Annotated in this window: 20 protein-coding genes; 6 read left to right on the forward strand and 14 right to left on the reverse strand. The window is 62.2% G+C overall.

Annotated elements, in window-relative coordinates:
• Positions 1-42: 42 nt before the first annotated feature.
• Complete coding sequence (locus tag VR74_RS02955; RefSeq protein ID WP_299949446.1) at positions 43-669, forward strand: HD family hydrolase; 627 nt, start codon at positions 43-45, stop codon at positions 667-669.
• Positions 666-1,610 (forward strand): NAD regulator, encoded by a 945-nt coding sequence (locus VR74_RS02960; protein ID WP_045694281.1) that lies wholly within the window; start codon positions 666-668, stop codon positions 1,608-1,610. Before VR74_RS02955 ends, VR74_RS02960 begins: the two co-directional genes overlap by 4 nt.
• Here the strand turns inward: VR74_RS02960 and VR74_RS02965 are convergent, their stop codons facing one another.
• From VR74_RS02965 to VR74_RS03025, 13 genes are all read right to left on the reverse strand, one after another.
• On the reverse strand, positions 1,611-3,002 hold the full coding sequence (locus VR74_RS02965; RefSeq protein WP_299949447.1) for a pitrilysin family protein: 1,392 nt from the start codon (positions 3,000-3,002) through the stop codon (positions 1,611-1,613). It abuts the gene before it with no gap.
• Between the two features lies 1 nt (position 3,003).
• Positions 3,004-4,359 carry a pitrilysin family protein gene (locus VR74_RS02970; RefSeq protein WP_045694282.1) on the reverse strand — a complete coding sequence of 452 codons (1,356 nt, stop codon included), beginning with the start codon at positions 4,357-4,359 and terminating at the stop codon, positions 3,004-3,006.
• A 46-nt stretch (positions 4,360-4,405) separates the two neighbouring features.
• The gene (locus VR74_RS02975; RefSeq protein ID WP_045694284.1) at positions 4,406-4,900 is read right to left on the reverse strand and encodes a DUF3035 domain-containing protein; all 495 of its coding nucleotides are present in this window, start codon (positions 4,898-4,900) and stop codon (positions 4,406-4,408) included.
• 47 nt (positions 4,901-4,947) lie between these two features.
• Positions 4,948-5,463 carry a signal peptidase II gene (lspA, locus tag VR74_RS02980; RefSeq protein ID WP_299949449.1) on the reverse strand — a complete coding sequence of 172 codons (516 nt, stop codon included), beginning with the start codon at positions 5,461-5,463 and terminating at the stop codon, positions 4,948-4,950.
• Positions 5,464-5,508: 45 nt separating this feature from the next.
• Positions 5,509-8,547: an isoleucine--tRNA ligase gene (gene ileS, locus VR74_RS02985; protein ID WP_045694286.1), complete on the reverse strand. Its 3,039-nt coding sequence runs from the start codon at positions 8,545-8,547 to the stop codon at positions 5,509-5,511.
• 205 nt (positions 8,548-8,752) lie between these two features.
• Positions 8,753-9,289, reverse strand: a complete 537-nt coding sequence (locus VR74_RS02990) for a hypothetical protein (protein ID WP_045694287.1) — start codon at positions 9,287-9,289, stop codon at positions 8,753-8,755.
• Between the two features lie 69 nt (positions 9,290-9,358).
• Positions 9,359-10,297: a riboflavin biosynthesis protein RibF gene (gene ribF, locus VR74_RS02995; RefSeq protein WP_045694289.1), complete on the reverse strand. Its 939-nt coding sequence runs from the start codon at positions 10,295-10,297 to the stop codon at positions 9,359-9,361.
• Positions 10,297-10,728, reverse strand: coding sequence for a MaoC family dehydratase (locus VR74_RS03000; RefSeq protein ID WP_045694290.1), 432 nt, complete (start codon positions 10,726-10,728; stop codon positions 10,297-10,299). The genes ribF and VR74_RS03000 overlap by 1 nt, the downstream gene beginning before the upstream one ends.
• A 58-nt stretch (positions 10,729-10,786) precedes the next feature.
• Entirely contained in the window at positions 10,787-11,638 is an 852-nt protein-coding gene (locus VR74_RS03005) for a TIGR01459 family HAD-type hydrolase (RefSeq protein WP_045694291.1), read from the reverse strand.
• Positions 11,639-11,686: 48 nt separating this feature from the next.
• Positions 11,687-12,196 carry a hypothetical protein gene (locus VR74_RS03010; protein WP_045694292.1) on the reverse strand — a complete coding sequence of 170 codons (510 nt, stop codon included), beginning with the start codon at positions 12,194-12,196 and terminating at the stop codon, positions 11,687-11,689.
• A 71-nt stretch (positions 12,197-12,267) separates the two neighbouring features.
• Positions 12,268-13,497, reverse strand: coding sequence for an EAL domain-containing protein (locus VR74_RS03015; RefSeq protein WP_045694293.1), 1,230 nt, complete (start codon positions 13,495-13,497; stop codon positions 12,268-12,270).
• Positions 13,498-13,772: 275 nt separating this feature from the next.
• Entirely contained in the window at positions 13,773-14,510 is a 738-nt protein-coding gene (locus tag VR74_RS03020; protein ID WP_045694294.1) for a hypothetical protein, read from the reverse strand.
• Positions 14,511-14,526: 16 nt separating this feature from the next.
• Complete coding sequence (locus VR74_RS03025; protein WP_045694296.1) at positions 14,527-15,360, reverse strand: fumarylacetoacetate hydrolase family protein; 834 nt, start codon at positions 15,358-15,360, stop codon at positions 14,527-14,529.
• Positions 15,361-15,470: 110 nt separating this feature from the next.
• Here VR74_RS03025 and VR74_RS03030 point away from each other — a divergent pair, with 110 nt between their 5' ends.
• The 4 genes from VR74_RS03030 to VR74_RS03045 all read left to right on the forward strand — a co-directional run bounded on the left by VR74_RS03030 (position 15,471) and on the right by VR74_RS03045 (position 18,880).
• Positions 15,471-17,132, forward strand: a complete 1,662-nt coding sequence (locus VR74_RS03030) for a DUF262 domain-containing protein (protein ID WP_045694298.1) — start codon at positions 15,471-15,473, stop codon at positions 17,130-17,132.
• 122 nt (positions 17,133-17,254) lie between these two features.
• Positions 17,255-18,019 carry an SDR family oxidoreductase gene (locus tag VR74_RS03035; protein ID WP_045694299.1) on the forward strand — a complete coding sequence of 255 codons (765 nt, stop codon included), beginning with the start codon at positions 17,255-17,257 and terminating at the stop codon, positions 18,017-18,019.
• A gap of 7 nt (positions 18,020-18,026) precedes the next feature.
• Complete coding sequence (locus VR74_RS03040) at positions 18,027-18,398, forward strand: tRNA-binding protein (protein WP_045694301.1); 372 nt, start codon at positions 18,027-18,029, stop codon at positions 18,396-18,398.
• Complete coding sequence (locus tag VR74_RS03045) at positions 18,395-18,880, forward strand: PaaI family thioesterase (protein ID WP_045694302.1); 486 nt, start codon at positions 18,395-18,397, stop codon at positions 18,878-18,880. The genes VR74_RS03040 and VR74_RS03045 overlap by 4 nt, the downstream gene beginning before the upstream one ends.
• On the opposite strand, the gene VR74_RS03050 is transcribed toward VR74_RS03045, so the two are convergent.
• Positions 18,877-19,350: S-adenosylmethionine:tRNA ribosyltransferase-isomerase (locus tag VR74_RS03050; protein WP_045694304.1), on the reverse strand; the 474-nt coding region annotated here is incomplete at its 5' end. The two genes, VR74_RS03045 and VR74_RS03050, sit on opposite strands and share 4 nt — an antisense overlap.

Below are 19,350 nucleotides of genomic sequence, written 5' to 3' on the forward strand. Positions count from 1 at the left end.
CGTTTCTTTACCCTTGCTACCAATAGCTTAAAGATGGCCCTGATGAGCACTCCCCTGAAGCGTTCTGTTAAACCTCCTCGCGTCTGGCAGCGCATGCTGTCGGGGCGACGGCTCGACCTTGCCCACCCCTCTCCCGTCGATGTCGAGATCGAGGACATCGCACACGGCCTCGCCCGCGTCGCTCGCTGGAACGGGCAGACCAAAGGCGGCCATGCCTTTTCGGTGGCCGAGCATTCCGTCGTCGTGGAATCGCTGTGCCGTCACCTTCAGCCCGGCCTCAATCCGCGCGACTGCCTCACGGCCCTGCTGCATGACAGCCCCGAATACGTTATCGGTGACATGATCTCGCCCTTCAAGGCTCTGCTCGGCGAAAGCTACAAGTCAATCGAGGCGCGCCTGCAGGAAGCCATCCATATCCGGTTCGAACTGGCACCGGTGACGCCGGTCCGGCTCAAGAAGCTGATCAAGAAGGCCGACCATATCTCGGCCTGGTTCGAGGCGGTCCAGCTGGCGGGCTTTTCCGAACAGGAATCCAACAAGCTGTTCGGCACGCCGCCGGAAGGCATCCGCCTCAAGCTGAAACCGCTCGCCGTGCCCGACGCGCAGGCCGCCTTCCTTGCCCGCTACAGCCAACTCCACAATGAATTTGAAATGAGCAAACGGCGATGACCTATTCCGTACTGATTGGCCTATCGGCCGTGATGGTCGCCGTGCAGGACGACACGCCGCTGGTGCTCGTGACGCAGCGGGAAACCGGTGAAGACGCCCTGCCCTTCGGACCGTTCGACCCTGAGCGCCACCGCACGTTCGATCTGTCCCTTCGCGGATGGGTACGCGAACAGACCGGGTTCGAACTCGGCTATGTCGAACAGCTCTATACGTTCGGTGACAAGGATCGCGAGACACCCGAAGCCACGCTCGCCGACGCCCCGCCATCTGCCCGGGTCATCTCCGTCGGCTACCTGGCGCTGATGCCGGAAGCGGCACCAACCGGCGACCCGTTCGAAGCCCGCTGGCAGGGCTGGTACCGCTACTTCCCGTGGGAAGACCATCGCAACGGCCGCCCCGCCATTATCGACGCCGAGCTCGCCCCCCACCTCTACACATGGGCCGCCGGCAACCAGCAACGGCTCGACCGTGCCCGCATCGCCTTCGGGCTTGACGGCGCTCGCTGGGTCGAGGAACGGGTGCTGGAACGCTATGAGCTTCTCTACGAGGCCGGGCTTGTGGCGGAATGCACGCGTGACGCCGACCTCCCCCACCACGACACCCACCTCGGCGCCACCATGGCCTCCGACCACCGCCGCATCCTCGCAACAGCACTCGCCCGCCTGCGCGGAAAGGTGAAATACCGGCCCGTCGTGTTCGAATTGCTGCCCGAGCGTTTCACGCTCTCAGCGCTGCAGCGCACCGTGGAAGCCATTCTCGGCCTGTCACTGCACACGCAGAATTTCAGGCGGGCACTGGACAAGACAGACCTTGTCGCCGGCACGGGACGCCTGGAAACCAGTACGGGCGGACGTCCGGCAGAACTCTATGAATTCCGCCGGGATTATGTCCGCGGCATCGCCGCACCGGGTCTTGCCACACCGCGCAAGACCCAGGACTGATTACTCAAGGCCTTCCGGCTGCCCGACGATGACATAGGTGAATGCTTCGGGTGACAGGTATGCCTTCGCCACACGGTTCACGTCATCCAGCGTCACGGCATTGATGTTGGCGTTGCGCGTGTCGAAATAGTCGATGCCGAGTTCTTCCTGGCGCACGCCCATCATCTGGTCCGCAATCTTCGCGTTCGAATCGAAGCCCAGCGCATAGGAGCCCGTCAGATAGGCCTTGGCATCGGACAGTTCTTCTTCCGTCACGCCATCGGTGGCGAACTGGCCGAGTTCATCCTTGATGCCCGCGAGGAACTCGCTGGCGCTTTCATTCTTTGTCTGTCCGCCACCGCTCCACGTGTTGAGGTGTTCGGATGTGGACAGGCTGGTGTACACGCCATAGGTGAGCCCCTTCTCGACCCGCAATGTCTTCATCAGGCGGCTTTCAAAGCCGCCACCGCCGACCGTGTAGTTCAACGCATAGGCCGTGAAGAAATCGGGATGGTCCCGCGCCAGGCCCGGCGCCGTGAAGGAGACGAGGCTCTGCGGTTGCGGCAGGTCGACAACGACCGGATCGGCCAGGGAGGCTGGCAGAATAACATCGGCAACGGTTCCGATTTCGCTCGTGTCCGGCAAACCCGCCATGGCCTTGTCGAGCATCGGCGCCAGTGCTTCCGGCGTCACGGCTCCGACCGCCGTCACCAGCAGCCGGTCCTTCACCATCAGCTTGCGCATCTGCTCGCGCGCAAGTTCCGGCGTCAGCGCAGCAATGCTTTCGGCGCTCGTTTGCCGCGCATAAGGGTGTTCGGGATACATCGCATCGGTCAGCGCCTTGCGCGCCAGCCAGTTCGCGCTAGTCTCGCGCTGCTTGATGGCGATCAGGTTCTCGCGCTGGAACCGCTCGAACGGGCCGGTGTCAAAACGCGGTTCCGCGAATGCCGTGGCAATCAGGTCCATGGCCTCGCTGGCATTCTCGGTCAGCATCGAGCTTGAGCAGCTTGTCCAGTCATTGCCGGTCGAGCAGCCGAAACTCATGTTCAGCTCTTCCATCCGGGTCTGGAACCCCAGCGAGTCGAGATCGCCCGCGCCTTCGTTCATGCTGTAGACAACGGAATCGGACAGGCCTTCCAGTCCCTCAGGGTCTGACGTCTCCCCGCCTTTCCATGCCATCTCCAGCGAGATGATGGGAATGGACGGTTCGGAAACCAGCCAGACGGACACGCCGCCGGGCGTCACGAATTGCTGGATCTCGGCAAAGTCGCCCTTGTGGACATCGACCTGCAAAGCCGGTTCGGCGACGACGTCGGTCAGTGTCTCAGGGGCCGGTTCCGGCAGCGGCCGGGTCGCACAGGCGCCGAGTACCAGCGCGGCTGCAGCCCCCATCATCAGCTTCAGGCAGGTCATGCTACTGGTCTCCTTCGGCTGGAACGAGTTCGGATTCGATATAGTGCCGGTCCTCGCCGAACACTTTGCGAACGGCCGCAAGGGCCTCGTCTGTCGTGATCGAGCGGACCGCATCAGGATAGTTCAGGATGTCATCCACCGTGCCGCCAAGGGCCAGCGTGGAGCCGAACGTATTGGCCATCGCAGACTGGCTGTCGCGGCCATAGATCGCCTCGGCCGCCAGGGAATTGCGCGCCCGCACCACTTCGGCATCGGTGAAGCCTTCGGCGAGCACCTCACGCACCTTCGCGATGACCGCCGCGTCCAGTTCATCCAGTGACACGCCATCGACCGGGCTGGCGCTGATGACGGCCGGGCCTTCATCATGCAGCGTTGTCCAGGCATATGTGTTCACGTCTATGGCGATCTGCTTGTCCTCGACCAGCGCCTGGTAGAGCCGGCTGGTCATCCCGCCGCCCAGCACCGCCAGACCAACGTCCAGGGCATAGGATTCGCGCCGCTGCCGGGTCTGTGACAGGCCGGTATAATACCGGCTCCAGATCGGCTGGCGCACTTTGGGATCGGCATGCACGATCAGCTGCGTCTCTGACAGCAGCGGAACCGGCGCCCATTTGCGCGTGCCGTCCACCGTGCCGGTGGGTTCGATCTGGCCGTACGTCGCCTCGGCAAGCGTGCGGACCTCATCGCTCGTCACATCGCCCGCAACCACGAGGATCGCGTTTTCCGGCGAATAATACTTGCGGTAAAACGCCATGCCGTCTTCCGGCGTCAGGGCGGCGACCTCGTCCATCTTGCCGATGACGGTAATCTCGTAGGGATGCCCCTTCCAGAGTTCCGACAGCACCTGTTCCTGCAGGATCGCACCGGGATTGTTCTCGATGCGCTGGCGGCGTTCTTCCTTGACGACATCGCGCTCGGAAATGAACGGCCCCTTCGGGTCGTCATTGATCTTGAGGTTGCGCATGCGCTCGGCCTCAAGTTCCATCATCTTGCCAAGCTGCGGCTTGGCCACGCGCTCGAAATAGGCCGTATAGTCCCAGCTGGTGAAGGCGTTCAGCTGGCCGCCATTGCGCTGCACGATGGTCGTGAATTCCTCGGGCCCGAGTTTCTCGGTCTCCTTGAACATCACATGCTCGAACAGGTGTGCGAGGCCGGATTTGCCTGACGCTTCGTCAACCGCGCCGACCTTGTACCACACCATGTGCGTGACAACAGGGGCCCGGTGATCGGGCACGACCACGACCTCCATGCCATTGCCGAGCGTGAACGTTTCCGGCGCCCAAGCGGCGTCGTCCGCCAGCGCAACCGGGAACAGGAGAGCGACCGCGAGCAGCCCCCCGGTGATAATCCGTTTCATGGGCGTACTCCATCTCGTCATCTCGGGTATTCCGCGTTCGGTGTGATCAGGTTCCCGGCAGCTTCAGGCGGGCCGATCCGGTCGACCGCTCGATGACGATCTCGCCGCCGCCCGTGGCATTGTCAGTGCGGGCCGCTTCAAGGTCTTCCGCATTGTCCTTGCGCCAGAAAAGCAGCGTATCGACAACACCGGTCGATTTCCGGATCGTCTTGGTCTCTTCATAGTCGACCTGCGACCGGACCATCGGGTTGACGGCATTGGCGCCAGCCGCTGCGACAAGCGCGCGTTCAGACTTGCTGGCATCCTTGCCGATGGTCGAGCCAAAGGCGGTCGCGATTTCCGTGCGGGAAGGATCGACTTCCGCTGGCAGCGAGCCGCCAGCCTGCGGCGGACGCAGCGCATATTCCGGCGGCACGATCAGTGGCGCCTTGGTCACCACGCGGAATTCGTCAGGCGTGCGGGCACCGCTGCTGCCGGAGCTGCACGCTGTGGTCACGGCTATGGCAGCCCCGGCTGCAATCAAAAGAACAGGTTTCATCATGATAGGGCGTCCTCGCCTTGGTTTGGCATCGGTTTGATCATTAATTTTCAAGCTTTAGCCTGCTTTCGGCCCGACAGTAAGAACTGGTCGACAAACAGCAAGACTGCACCAACACTTATTGCAGCATCGGCGACGTTGAAGACCCATGGAAAAAACAGGTCATTGGCGTTGATAAAATCAACAACGGCGCCGAAACGCACCCGGTCGATCAGGTTTCCGAACGCACCGCCCACAACCATGGCGAGCGACAGTTTCAGCAGCCGTCCCTCCGCGCGCATCAGCCAGACCAGGAATCCGAGGGCGATCACAAGCATGACCGCGCTCAGCACCCAGCGCATGATGCCTTCAGATTGCAGGAATCCATAGCTCATCCCCCGGTTCCACAGCATGCTGAAATCGATCGGTCCGGGCAAGGGGATCGTTCCGCACATAGTGGGCGCATCCAGGCACGCCAGCGCGTTGAATCTCGGCTCTGACAGGACCAGCCATTTCGCCACCTGGTCGGCCAGGACGACGACAGGCACGAGGGCCAGCGCCCAGATATTTGCCGGATTGAACTTCATCGTCAGCAGATTGCAGACCCCGCCCGGCCAATCAAGCGATTCTCATCAGTCATGTGTCGCATCCCAGGCCTTCACCGTCAGGGCATCGCGCGGCGTGATATCCGGGAAAGCCGTGTCTGCGGTTGCCGGATCGAAGTATTTCCAGCTGCGGCGGCATTTCACGCCGCTGGCCTTGACCGGGTACACGATCACGCCCGGCGTATCGTCCAGCGTGAACCCGCCGCCTTCGCCTGCGGCCGAGTGCATGAGCTCTGCACCCGACGTGATGAACAGGTCGCCCGCATCCTCGCCCTTGAAGGCCTCGATCAGCGCCTCGTCCGCAACCAGCACGCGCGGCGTGGATTCCAGCGAAGCGCCGATACGCTTCTCGCGGCGTTCCACCTCGAGCGCCCCCGTCACCACGCGCCGCACGGTGAAGATCTTCTCCCACCGCGCAGCAAGACCATCATCCCGCCAGCCGTCCGGCGTGTCCGGGAATTGCAGCAGGTGCACGGAGGCCGCGCGGTCCTTCAGGTGGCTCTCTAGGAAAGCCTCCTCCATCGTGAACGGCATGACCGGCGCGAGCCATGTCAGCAGCCGTTCCAGCACCGCCGCCATGACGGTGCGCGCGGCGCGGCGGCGATTGCCGAATGCGGCCGTGGCCTCGTCCCAGGCATCTGCTGTCTCGAAACGCGGGTCGCAATAGAGGCTGTCCTTGCGGATATCGAAATAGACGGCCGACAGGTCCACGCCGCAGAAATTGATGAGCAGGCTCATCACCTTCTTGAAGTCGTAGACTTTGTAGGCGGCGCGCACCTGTGCATCGAGTTCGGACAGGCGGTGCAGCACCCAACGTTCGAGACCGGGCATCTTGTCCGCCGCAATCGCTTCATCCGCCGTGTAGCCATCCAGCGCGCCCAGCATGTAGCGCACCGTGTTGCGAAGCTTGCGATAGGATTCCACCGAACCCTTGATGATCTCGTCGGAGATGCGCAGGTCCTCGGTATAGTCGCCGGACGCCGTCCAGATGCGCAGGATCTCGATGCCGTATTGCTTTGCAATCTGTTCCGGCTCGATCGTGTTGCCGATCGATTTCGACATTTTCTTGCCTTCGGAATCGACGATGAAGCCGTGCGTCAGCACCTGCTTGTAGGGCGCAATGCCGCGCGTGGCGCAGCATTCCAGAAGGGATGACTGGAACCAGCCGCGATGCTGGTCAGAGCCTTCCATGTAGAGGTCGGCCTGGCCGGTCTCGGCGTCGATGATGCCGCGCTCGCGCAGGGCGAAGGCATGCGTCGTGCCGCTATCGAACCAGACGTCCAGCACGTCCGTCACCTTGTCCCAGTCAGCGGCGGCAAGGCCGTGCGGCGACAGGAAGTCTTCGGCAGGCGTGCTGAACCAGGCCTCGACGCCGCCCTTGGCAATGGCAGCCTTGATCGTCTCGTTGAGGGCCTGCGCCGTGTCGGCGGGCAGCGCCGCCGTGTGCGGCTGGCCGCTCTTGTCGACAAAGATCGTGATCGGCACGCCCCAGTTGCGCTGGCGGCTGATCAGCCAGTCCGGCCGGCCTTCCACCATGCTGCGCAGACGGTTGCGGCCTACGGCGGGGAAGAATTCGGTATCGTCGATGGCCTTCAGCGCATTCTCGCGCAGCGACTTGCCGTTCGGGCCCGGCTTGTCCATCGAGATGAACCATTGCGGCGTCGCCCGGCGGATGACCGGCGCCTTGGAGCGCCACGAGTGGGCATCGCGGATCGTCGTGATGCCGCGCGCCAGCAGGTTGCCGCTCTCGGCGAGGGCCGTGATCACTTCCTGATTGGCCTTGCCCGGCTCGCCGCGCTTCTTGCCGCTGGTGCGGATGATATCCATACCGCCAAAGCGCGGCACGTCCGGCGTGTAGCAGCCATCGGCATCGACGATCTGGCGGATATCCTGCGTCGTGCGGCCGGAACCCACCCAGACATTGAAGTCATCCTCACCATGCGCAGGCGCCGTGTGCACGAAGCCCGTACCGGCATCGGCGGTGACGTGATCGCCTGCAAGCATGGGGATTGAGTGAGTGAAAAACTCATCCATTTCAAACAATGGATGAAGCAACCGAAGCCCTTCCGGATCGACCTGATCAACACGAGTGAAGGACTTCACTTTTGCGTCACGCATGACACTTTCAGCAAGATCATCTGCCAATAGCATACGCTCGCCTGACTTAGCATATGGAGGAAAGCCCAGTTCCTCTTCCGTCATCACCTCGTCAATTTGGTAAACACCGTAATTGATGTCTCGACTAAAACTCACAGCTTGGTTTGCCGGAATTGTCCAAGGCGTCGTTGTCCAGATCACCACTGAGGCGTTTTTCACAAGGTCGCTCTTGGCCTGCTCGGCAGCCACATCTTCAGCGCGGCCAGACGTGCGCTGAATTATGCCGATCACCGGAAACTTCACCCAGATCACCGGCACCTTGCGGTCGTAATATTCCACTTCGGCTTCAGCGAGCGCGGTGCGCTCCACCGGGCTCCACATGATCGGTTTGGCGCCGCGCACCAGCGCGCCCTGCATGGCCATGCGCAGGAATTCGGCGACAATGGTCGCCTCGCTCTCGAACTTCATGGTGAGGTAGGGATTGTCCCACTCGCCCTCGATGCCGAGGGCGCGGAATTCCCGGCCCTGGATCTCGACCCATTTTTCGGCATAGGCGCGGCAGGCGGCGCGGAACTCCTCGCCCGGCACATCATCCTTGCCGCGATTCTTGGCGCGGAATTCTTCTTCCACTTTCCACTCGATGGGCAGACCATGGCAGTCCCAGCCCGGCAGGTAGGAGGCATCGTGGCCCGTCATCTGGTGGCTGCGCACGATGATGTCCTTGACGATCTTGTTCATCGCCGTGCCGAGGTGGATGTGCCCGTTCGCATAGGGCGGGCCGTCATGCAGGATCCATTGCTTCGCGCCGCGCGCCTTCGCGTCGGCCCGCAGCTCGTCATAGAGTTTCATCGCGTCCCAGCGCTTGATCCATTCCGGCTCGCGCTGCGGCAGGCCGCCGCGCATCGGGAAATCGGTTGTCGGCAGGAACAGCGTGTCGCGGTAATCGCGGTCAGTCAGGGAATCGGTCATGGGGTCTGTATGGCTTCTTGCGGTATCTGTGGGCTTGATACGGTTTTCCCGCGGGATTGCCACGGGTTTCTGGATATTTTCTGCAGCATGAATTCCCGGCTTCGCCCGCCCCGTCAAACCGGGTCAGTGCGCCGCCGGGTGTCTAATTCGAATGCAGCCTATCCGTGCCATGTTTTCCGCCTAGCAGGCGGGAGAAGCCCTGTCACTATCTGACGCTATCCTGGGCGGGCTGGGCGACCTGCGCCGAGACGTGCCCGCTGACCTCGGCAGCGACTTTAGCGCTGAGCACTTCGAACACTTCGGCATTCTCCAGAAGGTTCGCCCATGACACGCCATGGTCCAGGATGACATAGCGCGAGACGTGGACGGTGTTGTCATCGGTCTTGTAAACCGAGACCGCTGCGTAGGACTGGTCGATCGCGCTGATATCCTCGATTGATCGCGCTGAATCGAGCACAGCGAGGAATTCAATACCTCGGCAATCGGTCCCGTCAGGATTGGCGCAGGCAGTATAAATCCCGAAAGACATGCCGTCCTTGCTGATGGCAAAAACATAGGGTGCCTGCTGGGCGTTCACGCCCGTCAATGTCAGCGTGGCGCCCATGCCATCCAGTATCATGTGCAGATCGCCGGCGCTGACCGATCCGATCGTCATGTCGGGCGATCTGGCACCCGGCGACTGGGCGATGGCGCCAAGCGGTATCGCGAGGCACAAGGCGAGAGGCGCGAGAAATTTCTGCATGGAACTCCCAACGTCGGAACCCTTGAAGCGTTCCGGCTGACAGTATCAGTCTTGCGGGTAAATCGGGCCCTAATTGGGCGAGACTGCAGCGTCTTTCAGCCTGATGCGCGCTTCTGAGGCATCCTTGTGCATCTGCGTGATCATCGCATCGACGCCGTCAAACTTCAGTTCCGGCCTCAGGTAGGCGATCAGCTGCACCTCGAGCCATTCGCCGTAAATGTCCTTGTCGAAGTCAAAGATGAAGGTCTCGAGCAGCGGGTCACGCAGGCCCGTGGTGGGCGTGCGCCCGAAATTCGCCACGCCGTCATGCCAGTCTGTTTCCCCGCGCGTGCGTGCTCGCACGGCATAGACACCATGCCGGGGATGAATCAGGTCGTTGAGATGAACATTTGCCGTCGGGAAGCCGAACGTGCGCCCGTTCTTCTCGCCGGGCTCGACAGGACCGTCAGCAATCCACCAGTCTCCGAGAATACTCGCCGCCACTTCCGGCTCACCCGCCATCAGCGCCTGCCTGATCGCCGTGGACGATGCCTTGGCGCCATATTCCAGCACTTCCTCGACAATGGTGACGCCAAAACCGAGCGCCCGCCCAAGGCTGGACAAGCGCGCCGCATGGCCCATCCGTCCGCGTCCGAAGCGGAAGTCGAACCCGACCGAAACGTGGGACACGCCCAGCCCTTCAACCAGCACTGTCCGCACAAAGGCCTCGTCGGTCATGGCCGCCATCTCGCCATTGAACGGCAGCTCGAAAACCGTGCTGGCGCCCTCGGCCAGGATGCAGGCATTGCGCCTTTCAGGCCGGAAGATACGGAATGGCGGGTCGGTCGGCCTGAAATAGGCGCGCGGCGGCGGCTCGAACGTCGCGACCGCGAACGTCCCCTGACCGGCCTTGCGGGCCGCGTCGATCACCGCCCGGTGGCCCACATGCAGCCCGTCAAAGTTGCCGAGGGCGACAGACGCGCCCCGGGCGCTTTGCGGCAGTCCGCGATAATCGGCGAAAACGGCCATCAGGCCTCCCGGCGCGGCGCAACCACTTCGGCTTCGCCTGTAATCACGCGCTTGCCGTCAACCGTGCAATCAACCTTCAGCGTCACGCGATTGCCGCGATCCTGCTTCTCGGCGACTTCAGCGCGGACAGTGACCGTATCGCCGATATGGACCGGGCGCTTGAACCGCATGGACAGGCCGATGAAAATCGCGCCGGGTCCGGGCAGATTGTTGCCGAGAATGCCGGAGATATAGCTGGCGGTGAGCGCACCATGGGCGATGCGGCGTCCGAAAACCGTTTTGGCGGCGAATTCATCATCCATGTGCAGGGGATTGTAGTCGCCAGACACTTCAGCGAATCGCTGGATATCCTGTTCCGTGATCGTGTGCACGGTCTCGTGCGCCATGCCGATCTCCAGGTCTTCGTACTTAAAGCCGTTGAACTCGCTCATTCTTTTCGGGTCTCCGATATTGGTCTGAAAAGCTCGATACACGGGCACACAGCCCACGTCACCATCTTAGACCGGACATGGCATAGGTGGCCTGCTCGCCATAATCTGCCAGCAGGTCGATGACTTCGCGCTCGAAATCGGCGCCGTGCTCCTTCAGGCCGGTTCCAACATAGAGGCTGTCAAATCCCTGTAACCGTGCGCCGCGCACGTCGGTCGCCGGGCTGTCGCCGATGCACAGGATGCGGGATGGGTCCGTGCCGTGCTCGCCAAGCCGCTCGACGGCCAGTCTGTAAATCGCCGCGTGCGGCTTGCCGGGATAGATGACCTTGCCGCCAAGCTCTTCGTAGATCTCAGCCAGAGCACCGGCGCACCAGTAGAGTTTCCCGCCAACGCGCACCTGCTTGTCGGGATTGGCACAGATCATCGGCAGGTTCTGGTCGATGCCCTGCTGCAGCTCGGCGCGATAATCGTCCGGGCGGTCATTCACCTGGTCGCGCAGGCCGATGCACAGCAACAGGTCCGCCCGGGCGCTGTCGTCAAACGTCAGGTCGAGGCCATCATACAGGTACCTGTCATGCTCGAAGCCCTCGTCCGATCCGAGCCGCCAGACCGTCTGGTCGCGGCGCAGCATCAGTTCGGCGCGGGTGGCATCGCCGGAGGACACGCAATCGTCAAAGGCCTCCGCCGGCACGCCCAGTGGCTCGAAATACCGGATGACCTGGGCCTTAGGCACAGGCGCATTGGTGATCAGGCAGACACGCCCGCCCTGCTGGCGGAACGCGACCAGCGCGGCGCAGGCCTCGGAAAAGGCCGCCCGGCCATTATGGATTACGCCCCACACATCACACAGGATGGAGTCGTAGGCTCCGCGAATTGCGGAAAGGCCCGCAGGGAATTGAAGTTCGCTCATGCGGCGCGACCTAGGCTGCGCCGCAGCGGGGGTCAATCGGAACCGGGCCTATTGCGTCAGCCCGCACGCGCTCGCCGGCAAGGGATTCAGCATGAGCAGCCGGGCTGTCGGAATGGCATGGTCGTTGGCCAGGTAACAGCCGCGGACGGTGACAACCTGGCCGATATTCTCGCCAAGCTGCAGACTGTGCATGTATTCGCAGGTCACGCCATTGGCTGCAAACCGGGCCGGATCACCCGGGCGGATATACATCAGCAGATGATTCGAGCCGGTTGGGATCGACATCATCCGGACGTCTTCCAAGAGGCCGAAGTCGCAATCACCTTCCAGCCTGGAATATGTGCCGTCTTCATTTTCGAACGACGGGTAGGCCTCAACCGACAATGTCAGGTCCAGCAGGACGACCGAATGGTCCTCAATGGCCTCAAGGGCTGGCGGCGCTTCGAATTCCTGCGGACCGGGGAGTATCGCGCTGACGGTCATCACATCCGGCGGCGTCCAGGCAGCGGCGGCAGAGGCCGAACAAAGTGCGATAAAAGCCAATGTAATCATGCGCATGAAGCCGCTCCTGTCATCACCGGACAGGTGCAATAGGCATGACGATTAGGGCAAAAAGATGCCGGCCGGGCTCAGCCGAAGCTGGACAGGCGTTCCATCAGGGCGAGTGGCGGCGCGGTCTCTTCCATGAGCGAGGCCTTGATCGGGCGCGGCGCTCCGAAGATGTGGCCCTGGCCATATGGAATATCATATTCGAGGATCTCGACCACGCTGGCCTCGTCCTCGATCTTTTCGGCGACCATCGTGATGCCATACCGGGAGAAGACGGCGCTGACTTCTTCGCCATCGACACGCCGGTTGATGGACGAAACCGGACGCGCGCCATGCGGGTCGCGCAACTGGTCGATCAGCGTCGCGCCATTCATCTTGACGAAGCGTACACCGGCTGCCTGCAGGCGCGGCAGGTCGAGCGACAGGTCAGTGGCGTGATCGATCGAGAAGCGGAAGCCGAGCGCCGTGAGGCGGTCCATATTGTCCCGCATTGTCCGCGACCGCGTTTCAAAGCGATCCGCGCGGATTTCAAAGATGACCGCGCCCGACAGGTCGCGATTCTCGGTCATGAACTGCAGGAACATGGGGAAGAAGGCCGTGTCCTCCAGCGAGGACGCCGAGATATTGCAGAACACGCCGACACGGCGGTCGCGCTCGGCGAGGCGGCGGACGATCTGGACGCAGCGGAACAGCGTAAAATTGTCGATGATTCCCATCAGGTTGGCGCGGCGGCCGGCATCCAGGAACTCTGCCGGCAGGATGAGCGATCCGTCGGGCCGGCGAAGGCGCGTGAAGCCTTCGTAGAACGACACACGCCGCTGGGGCAGCGAGACGATGGGCTGAAGGTGCAGGTCAACCCGGCCATCCCTCAGGGCGTCCTTCACATCGCGCAGAATGGCATCTTCCTGCGGCGCGACAGAGGAAACGATCGAGGGTTCGGCCAGTTTCGATTCGAAGCTTCGCGACAGGCGGTCGATCAGGCCCTCGAGCTGTTTCATCTCTGTCACCAGCGCATCGCGGCGCTCGGTCAGCTCATGCTTGACGGTCGCCTCGACGGCGTCGGTGCGTGCATCGATGACATCGACCCGCTCTGCCGTGTCGCGGGTCCGGCGTTCGACCTGATCCATGCGCTCGTCGAGCTGGCGGCTGGAACGGCTGCTGGCGGTCAGGACATGAATCTGGGCGAGAATCACCGAAACGATTGCCCCGCTGGCGATCGACAGCGGCAGGCTCAAACCCGCATAGGTATTAACGCCATAGCCGACGCCGCTGCCTATTGCGATGTACAGCAGGAACAGGACAAATGTCATACGTTCAGCACCCAATTCATTCCATCAACCTTAACAAATAAGCCCCATTGGTTAACGAATTGCGTGGAAATGGCCTGATTTGGCATCTCCGACAATCCCGGCACAGTCCAGCGTTGCGGTTAGGTCACAGACTTTTTTATGTCACAGTCATGGCACGTCTCACGGCACTAGACAAAGGTTTAGGACGTCGGCATCCGTGCGTGCCAGTCCCTGGACATTCGATTGGCCGAAACGAGGGAGCGCGCGGCTCTGCAGCAAGGCGGCGGGCGGTTGTCTTACGGGGCCTTGCTGCCCTTTTTCCGCTTTCCCTGATCGATAAAAACCACGTCCGAAACGGGCCAGGAGAGATCGGCGCCCGGACAGCCGACGGCGAGGTGCGCCTCCCCTGCAAACTGCGACGCCTGGGTCATGCCGCACGGCTCGATCACGAGGCGAATCCCATTGTAATCAACCCAGTATCCGACCCGGTCCTTGTCATTCACGAGGTGGGTCACGACCAGGTCTCCGGTGTTGAATACGCTGGCCTTCGTGTCCCGTTCCCCCGGTAGCGGCTTGAGGATTGCCGCGTTGAATCCGCCGGCCGGTGACTGTTCGACAAAGGTGAAGGCGTCGGACGCTTCATAGGCCTTGTTGATGGCGGCGAGAACGTCGCTCGTGCCCCCCGGGCCGGACACGCGGAGCTGGGATTCATGCCCTGCCCGCCAGCTGGCATTGCGCACATCGTCAAGGCCTTCAAGATCCTCGCCGCGCAGCGAGAACAGCATGACGGCATCGAGATTCCGAAGATGTTCGGGGCTCATGTCATGCACGACACCGGCAGGTGTTCCAAAAAGGACACGCTTGCCGCCCGCCATCACGAGAACGCAGGGATTCGGGGCGGTGGCAGGGGCGCAAGGCAGCAGGGCGAAGTCGGTGCTGGTGATGGTGCGGGGGGTGTCAGGGGGTGTCAGGGGTGCGGCAGGGCCGCTGCAGGCCGCCGTCACAAGACCGGCCAGCAGAAACAGGATGCGCATGCGTGGAAACTCCGGACTAGGCGATGATGGTCTCACCCGGTTCCCTTACGATTTCGTTTTCGATGAAACCCAGCCCGTCGATTTCGACGCGTACGCGATCACCCGCCTTCAGCCATTTGGGCGGCGTGTGGCCGGCGCCGACCCCGGCCGGCGTTCCGGTGAAGATCACGTCGCCCGGCTCGAGCGTGAACGCGGCGGTGAGGTGGGCGATCTGTGCGGCGATGTCATGAATCTGGTCGCGGACATAACCCACCTGCCGCGGCTCGCCGTTGACGAAGGTGCGCAGTTCCAGTGACGGCAGGTCGGTAATCTCGTTCAGCGTGACGATGGCCGGACCGAACACGGCATGCGTATCGAACCCCTTGCCCATGATCATGGTCTGGCTGGCACGCTGCCAGTCACGCACCGAATAGTCGCAGCCAACGGTGAGACCGGCGACAATCTCGAAGGCGCGCTCGGGCGGGACGTGGCGCCCCCGCTTGCCGATGATGACCACCAGCTCGCCTTCATAGTCGAGCTGCTCTGACACTTTCGGCAGGTGCACGGCGTCATAGGGGCCATTGACCGCCGTCACCTGCTTGTTGAACCATTTCTGGACCTCTGGCTTCTTCGTGTCGACGAAGCTGACGCTCTCAGCGGCGTGCGCCGCGTAGTTGACGCCGATTCCAAGAATCTTGCCCGGCTTTGGCACCGGCGCGAGGAGCGTCACGGCTTTCAAGGGGATTGGGTCGCCGCACGGCGCCGCCTTCAGCGCGGCATCAAACGTGTCACCTGCAAGCGGCACAACGGAGTCGGCCTTCAATGCACCAAAATGCACCTCGTCATCAAATTGGAACCTCACCAGACGCATACCGTTACTCTCCCGTCACACTTTTGACCAAACACATTGCCAACCGTTCATCCCGCGTTGTGATGGTCTTTGGCAAGGGCTAGTGATGTGGGCTGTATAGGGGAATTGAGATGAGCCTAGGCGTACGAGCTCAGGAGAGCTCGCTTAGCGGCATATTCGGACAGGGAGAACGCCTGTGCATGCCGCCATATCAGCGTAGTTATTCGTGGGGAGAGCGTGAAGCACTCGACTTGCTCGGCGACCTCGCTGAAGCAACCGACAGCAGCATACCTCACTTCATTGGCGCGATCGTTCTCGTGAACGGCGCCGAAACCGGCATGGTCGAAATCGTTGATGGGCAGCAGCGGCTGACCACGCTGACCATCCTTCTGGCCGTGCTGCGCGACCTGGAAACGGACGCGGAGCGCGCCGCCGCGCTGCACGCCATGATCGCTGACGAAGCCCGCCCCATGCTGGGCGAAGCTGCCAATTGGCGGCTGACGCTGAACTATATGGATGGCGCGTTTTTCCGCGACACGATCCAGCGGCTCGGCGCCACGAAATCCCTTGAGAACGAGCCTGGCGAGAGCGACAGCCAGCAACGCATGGTTGGAAATGCCACCGCCATCCTCAAGGAATTGAAAAAGATGACCGACGAGCGGCGGCGCGCGCTGACCGATACGGTCGTCGCTGGCTGCGCGCTTGTGAGGGTTGTGGTGAACGACAAGGATCAGGGGTTCAAGGTGTTCCGGGTTCTCAATACACGCGGCAAGGAACCTGACGCGCACGACATCATCAAGACCGAACTGTTCCAGAAGGCCAAGTTTTCCGTCAGGGAGGCGAACGCCTATGCCGAACGCTGGGCCGAGCATGAAGCGGTTCTGGGCGGCGGCGCCTTTGACGATCTGCTTCGGCAGATCCGCGCGATCCATGACCGGTCACCGAAGGGCGACCTTGTTGCCGGTTTCCAGAAAGCCGTCCTGTCGAAAATCGATCCGCGCAAATTCCTCGATGACCTGCTGCCGAACTATGTCGCTGCCTATCGCCAGATCACGACGGCAAAGGTGAGTGATGGCCCGAATGCCGCGCTCGTGTCCGATAAGCTGAACCAGCTGCGCGCGCTTGAGCAGCAGAGCTGGCGTGCCCCTGCCCTCAAATTCCTGGTCGAGCGCGGGATCGATTCGCCGATTGCTCCGCAATTCTTCACGGGCCTGGAACGGCTCGGCTACGTGATCCAGCTGATCCTCCACGACAAGGACCAGCGCAACAAGCGTTTCAGCAAGGTCAGCGAAGCCGTTACCAATGAACGCACGCTGCTGGCCAAGAACGGGCCATTTGCCATCACGAAGGATGAGGCCCGCAAGGTGCACGAACGCCTGCTGGGACGTTTCGCGACCTTCGGCCAGCGCCGGGCCATGGCCTTGCGCCTGAATGCGGCGCTGGACGACGGCTTTACCATCCCCCCGGAATCCGATGCGACCGTCGAGCATGTGCTGCCCCGCAGTGTGCAGGAAGACAGCCACTGGATGATCACCTGGCCGGACCCCGCCAAACGCCGCGAACAATGTGACACGCTCGGTAATTTCGTGCTGCTGACCCACAAGGTGAACCAGAAGGCCGACCGGCACGACTATCGCGCCAAGAAAGAGGTTTACTTCAATGGCGGCGGCGGCGCCGATTTCGCATTGACGCGCGACTTGATGGACCAGGATGCCTGGACGCCGGAAGTGGTGCGCAAACGTACAGAGGGCCTGGCGGAAATTCTGATCAACGAGTGGCAGCTGGCCGTCTGAGTTAACGCCCTGCCAAAGCGCCCGTGCCCGTCTATTCGCGACTTTTCGCTAGGTGACCCCTAGCCGCTGCGCAAGGCAGGCCTTACGCTCCCGCTCAAAGCAAAACACGAGGGAGCGGCGCCATGAGCCTGTTTGATCTATCCGGAAAATCAGCCATCATTACAGGATCATCGCGCGGCATCGGCCGGGCGATTGCCGAGGCCATGGCCGACCAGGGTGCGAAAGTGACGATTTCGTCGCGCAAGCCCGGCCCGTGCCAGGAAGTGGCCGCCGCCATCAATGAAAAGCACGGTGACGGCACCGCGATTGCCGTGCCCGCGAACATCTCTTCCAAGGAAGAGCTGCAGGCCATGGTCGATGCAACAAACAAGGCCTTCGGCAAGATTGACGTGGTGGTCTGCAACGCCGCCGCCAACCCTTATTACGGCCCGATGGAAGGCATTACCGACGACCAGTTCGAAAAAGTGCTGCAGAACAACATCATCTCCAACCACTGGCTGATCCAGATGTGCATGCCGCAGATGCGGGAACGCAAGGACGGCGCGATCATCCTGGTGTCGTCGATTGGCGGCCTGCGCGGTTCGCCGATCATTGGCGCCTATAACATCTCCAAGGCCGCGGACTTCCAGCTTGCCCGCAACCTGGCCACCGAATACGGCAAGGACAATATCCGCGTGAACTGCATTGCGCCCGGACTGATCCGCACCGACTTCGCCCGCGCCCTGTGGGAAGACCCGCAGAACCTGAAGCGCGCCCTTTCCGGCACGCCGATGGCACGGATTGGCGAGCCGGAAGAAATCGCCGGCGCGGCCTGCTATCTCGCGTCGAAAGCCGGCAGCTACATGACTGGCCAGATGATGGTCGTCGACGGCGGAGCGACATGCTGAGCCGGCAATGCACCTGACCGACGAACCGGGCTCCCCGGCTGCGGCACAAACTGACTTCGCGACGTTCCGCGAAATCGACATCCGCATCGGGACCATCATCGAAGCGGCACCGCTTGATGGCGCGCGCAAGCCTGCCTGGCGCCTGGTCATCGATTTCGGGCCCGGCGTGGGCCTGAAGAAGAGCTCGGCCCAGGTGACGGAGCACTACTCGCCGGATGCCCTCATCGGAAAGCAGGCTGCCGCCGTGGTCAACTTTCCGCCCCGCCAGATCGGCAAGTTCATGTCGGAAGTCCTGACGCTTGGATTTCCGGATGCTGACAATTCGATTGTATTGTTCTCACCAGATTTTCCAGTCCCGAACGGAGCCCGACTCGCATGAGCCGCACTGACATGTCTGCCCAGCAGACCGAATTCTTTGACCGCCTGAAAAATGGCTTGTGGGACTTTCCCGCCGGGATCAGGAATCTCGGCATCCGGCCCGATCTCTGGCTGAAGGAGGTCTCCTACGGGCACACCCTGTATGAGTGGCCGAATGACGGCTCGCGCGACATCGGCGAGCAAAGGGTGTTTGGCGGCTGGGTTGCCGGCCTGTCGGACCATATCGTGTCGATGACAATGGCCAGCGCGCTGGAGGATGGCGAGTGGTTCACGACGATGGAGCTGCAGACGCGCATCCTGCGGCCCGTGCCGCACGGCCTGATCACGATTGAAGGCCGCCTGGTGAGCCGGGGCAGGACGACCGGTCTGGTCGAAGCGGACTGGCGCGACGAGAAGGGCCGCCACTTGGCACGCATCACCGCAGCCAAGGCGATCCGCTCGATGGAAGAGTTGCGCGGGCCGGCCGCGCAGTCGGTTTCCTAGGGCAGCAACAGGCAGGCGTCGCCATAGGAATAGAAGCGATAGTCTGATGCGATCGCATGCGCATAGGCCGCCTGCATCACGTCCGTTCCCATCAGTGCGCAGACCAGCATGAAAAGGCTGGAACCCGGCAGGTGGAAATTGGTGACGATGGCATCGGTGGCGCTCACGGCATCGCCGGGCTTGAGGAAGATGTCGGTGGGCCCGGTGGCAGGGACGAGGGTGCCGGAGGGGGTGGCGCAGCTTTCAAGCGTGCGCATCGCCGTGGTTCCGACGGGGACGCAGCGGTGGCCTGCGGCGCGTGCGGCGTTGAGCCGGCCAGCGGTTTCCGGCGTCAGGCGGCGCCATTCGGCGTGGAGGCGGTTGGCTTCCAGCTGTGCCGCTTCGAGTGGCTTGAATGTTCCAAGGCCAACATGAAGGCGAACGGTCTCGCGTTGCAGGCCGGCCGCGTCCAGTTCCGACAGGAGGCGCGG

The organism is Hyphomonas sp. BRH_c22 (genome assembly GCF_000961795.1).
In the GTDB taxonomy this organism is placed as follows: domain Bacteria; phylum Pseudomonadota; class Alphaproteobacteria; order Caulobacterales; family Hyphomonadaceae; genus Hyphomonas.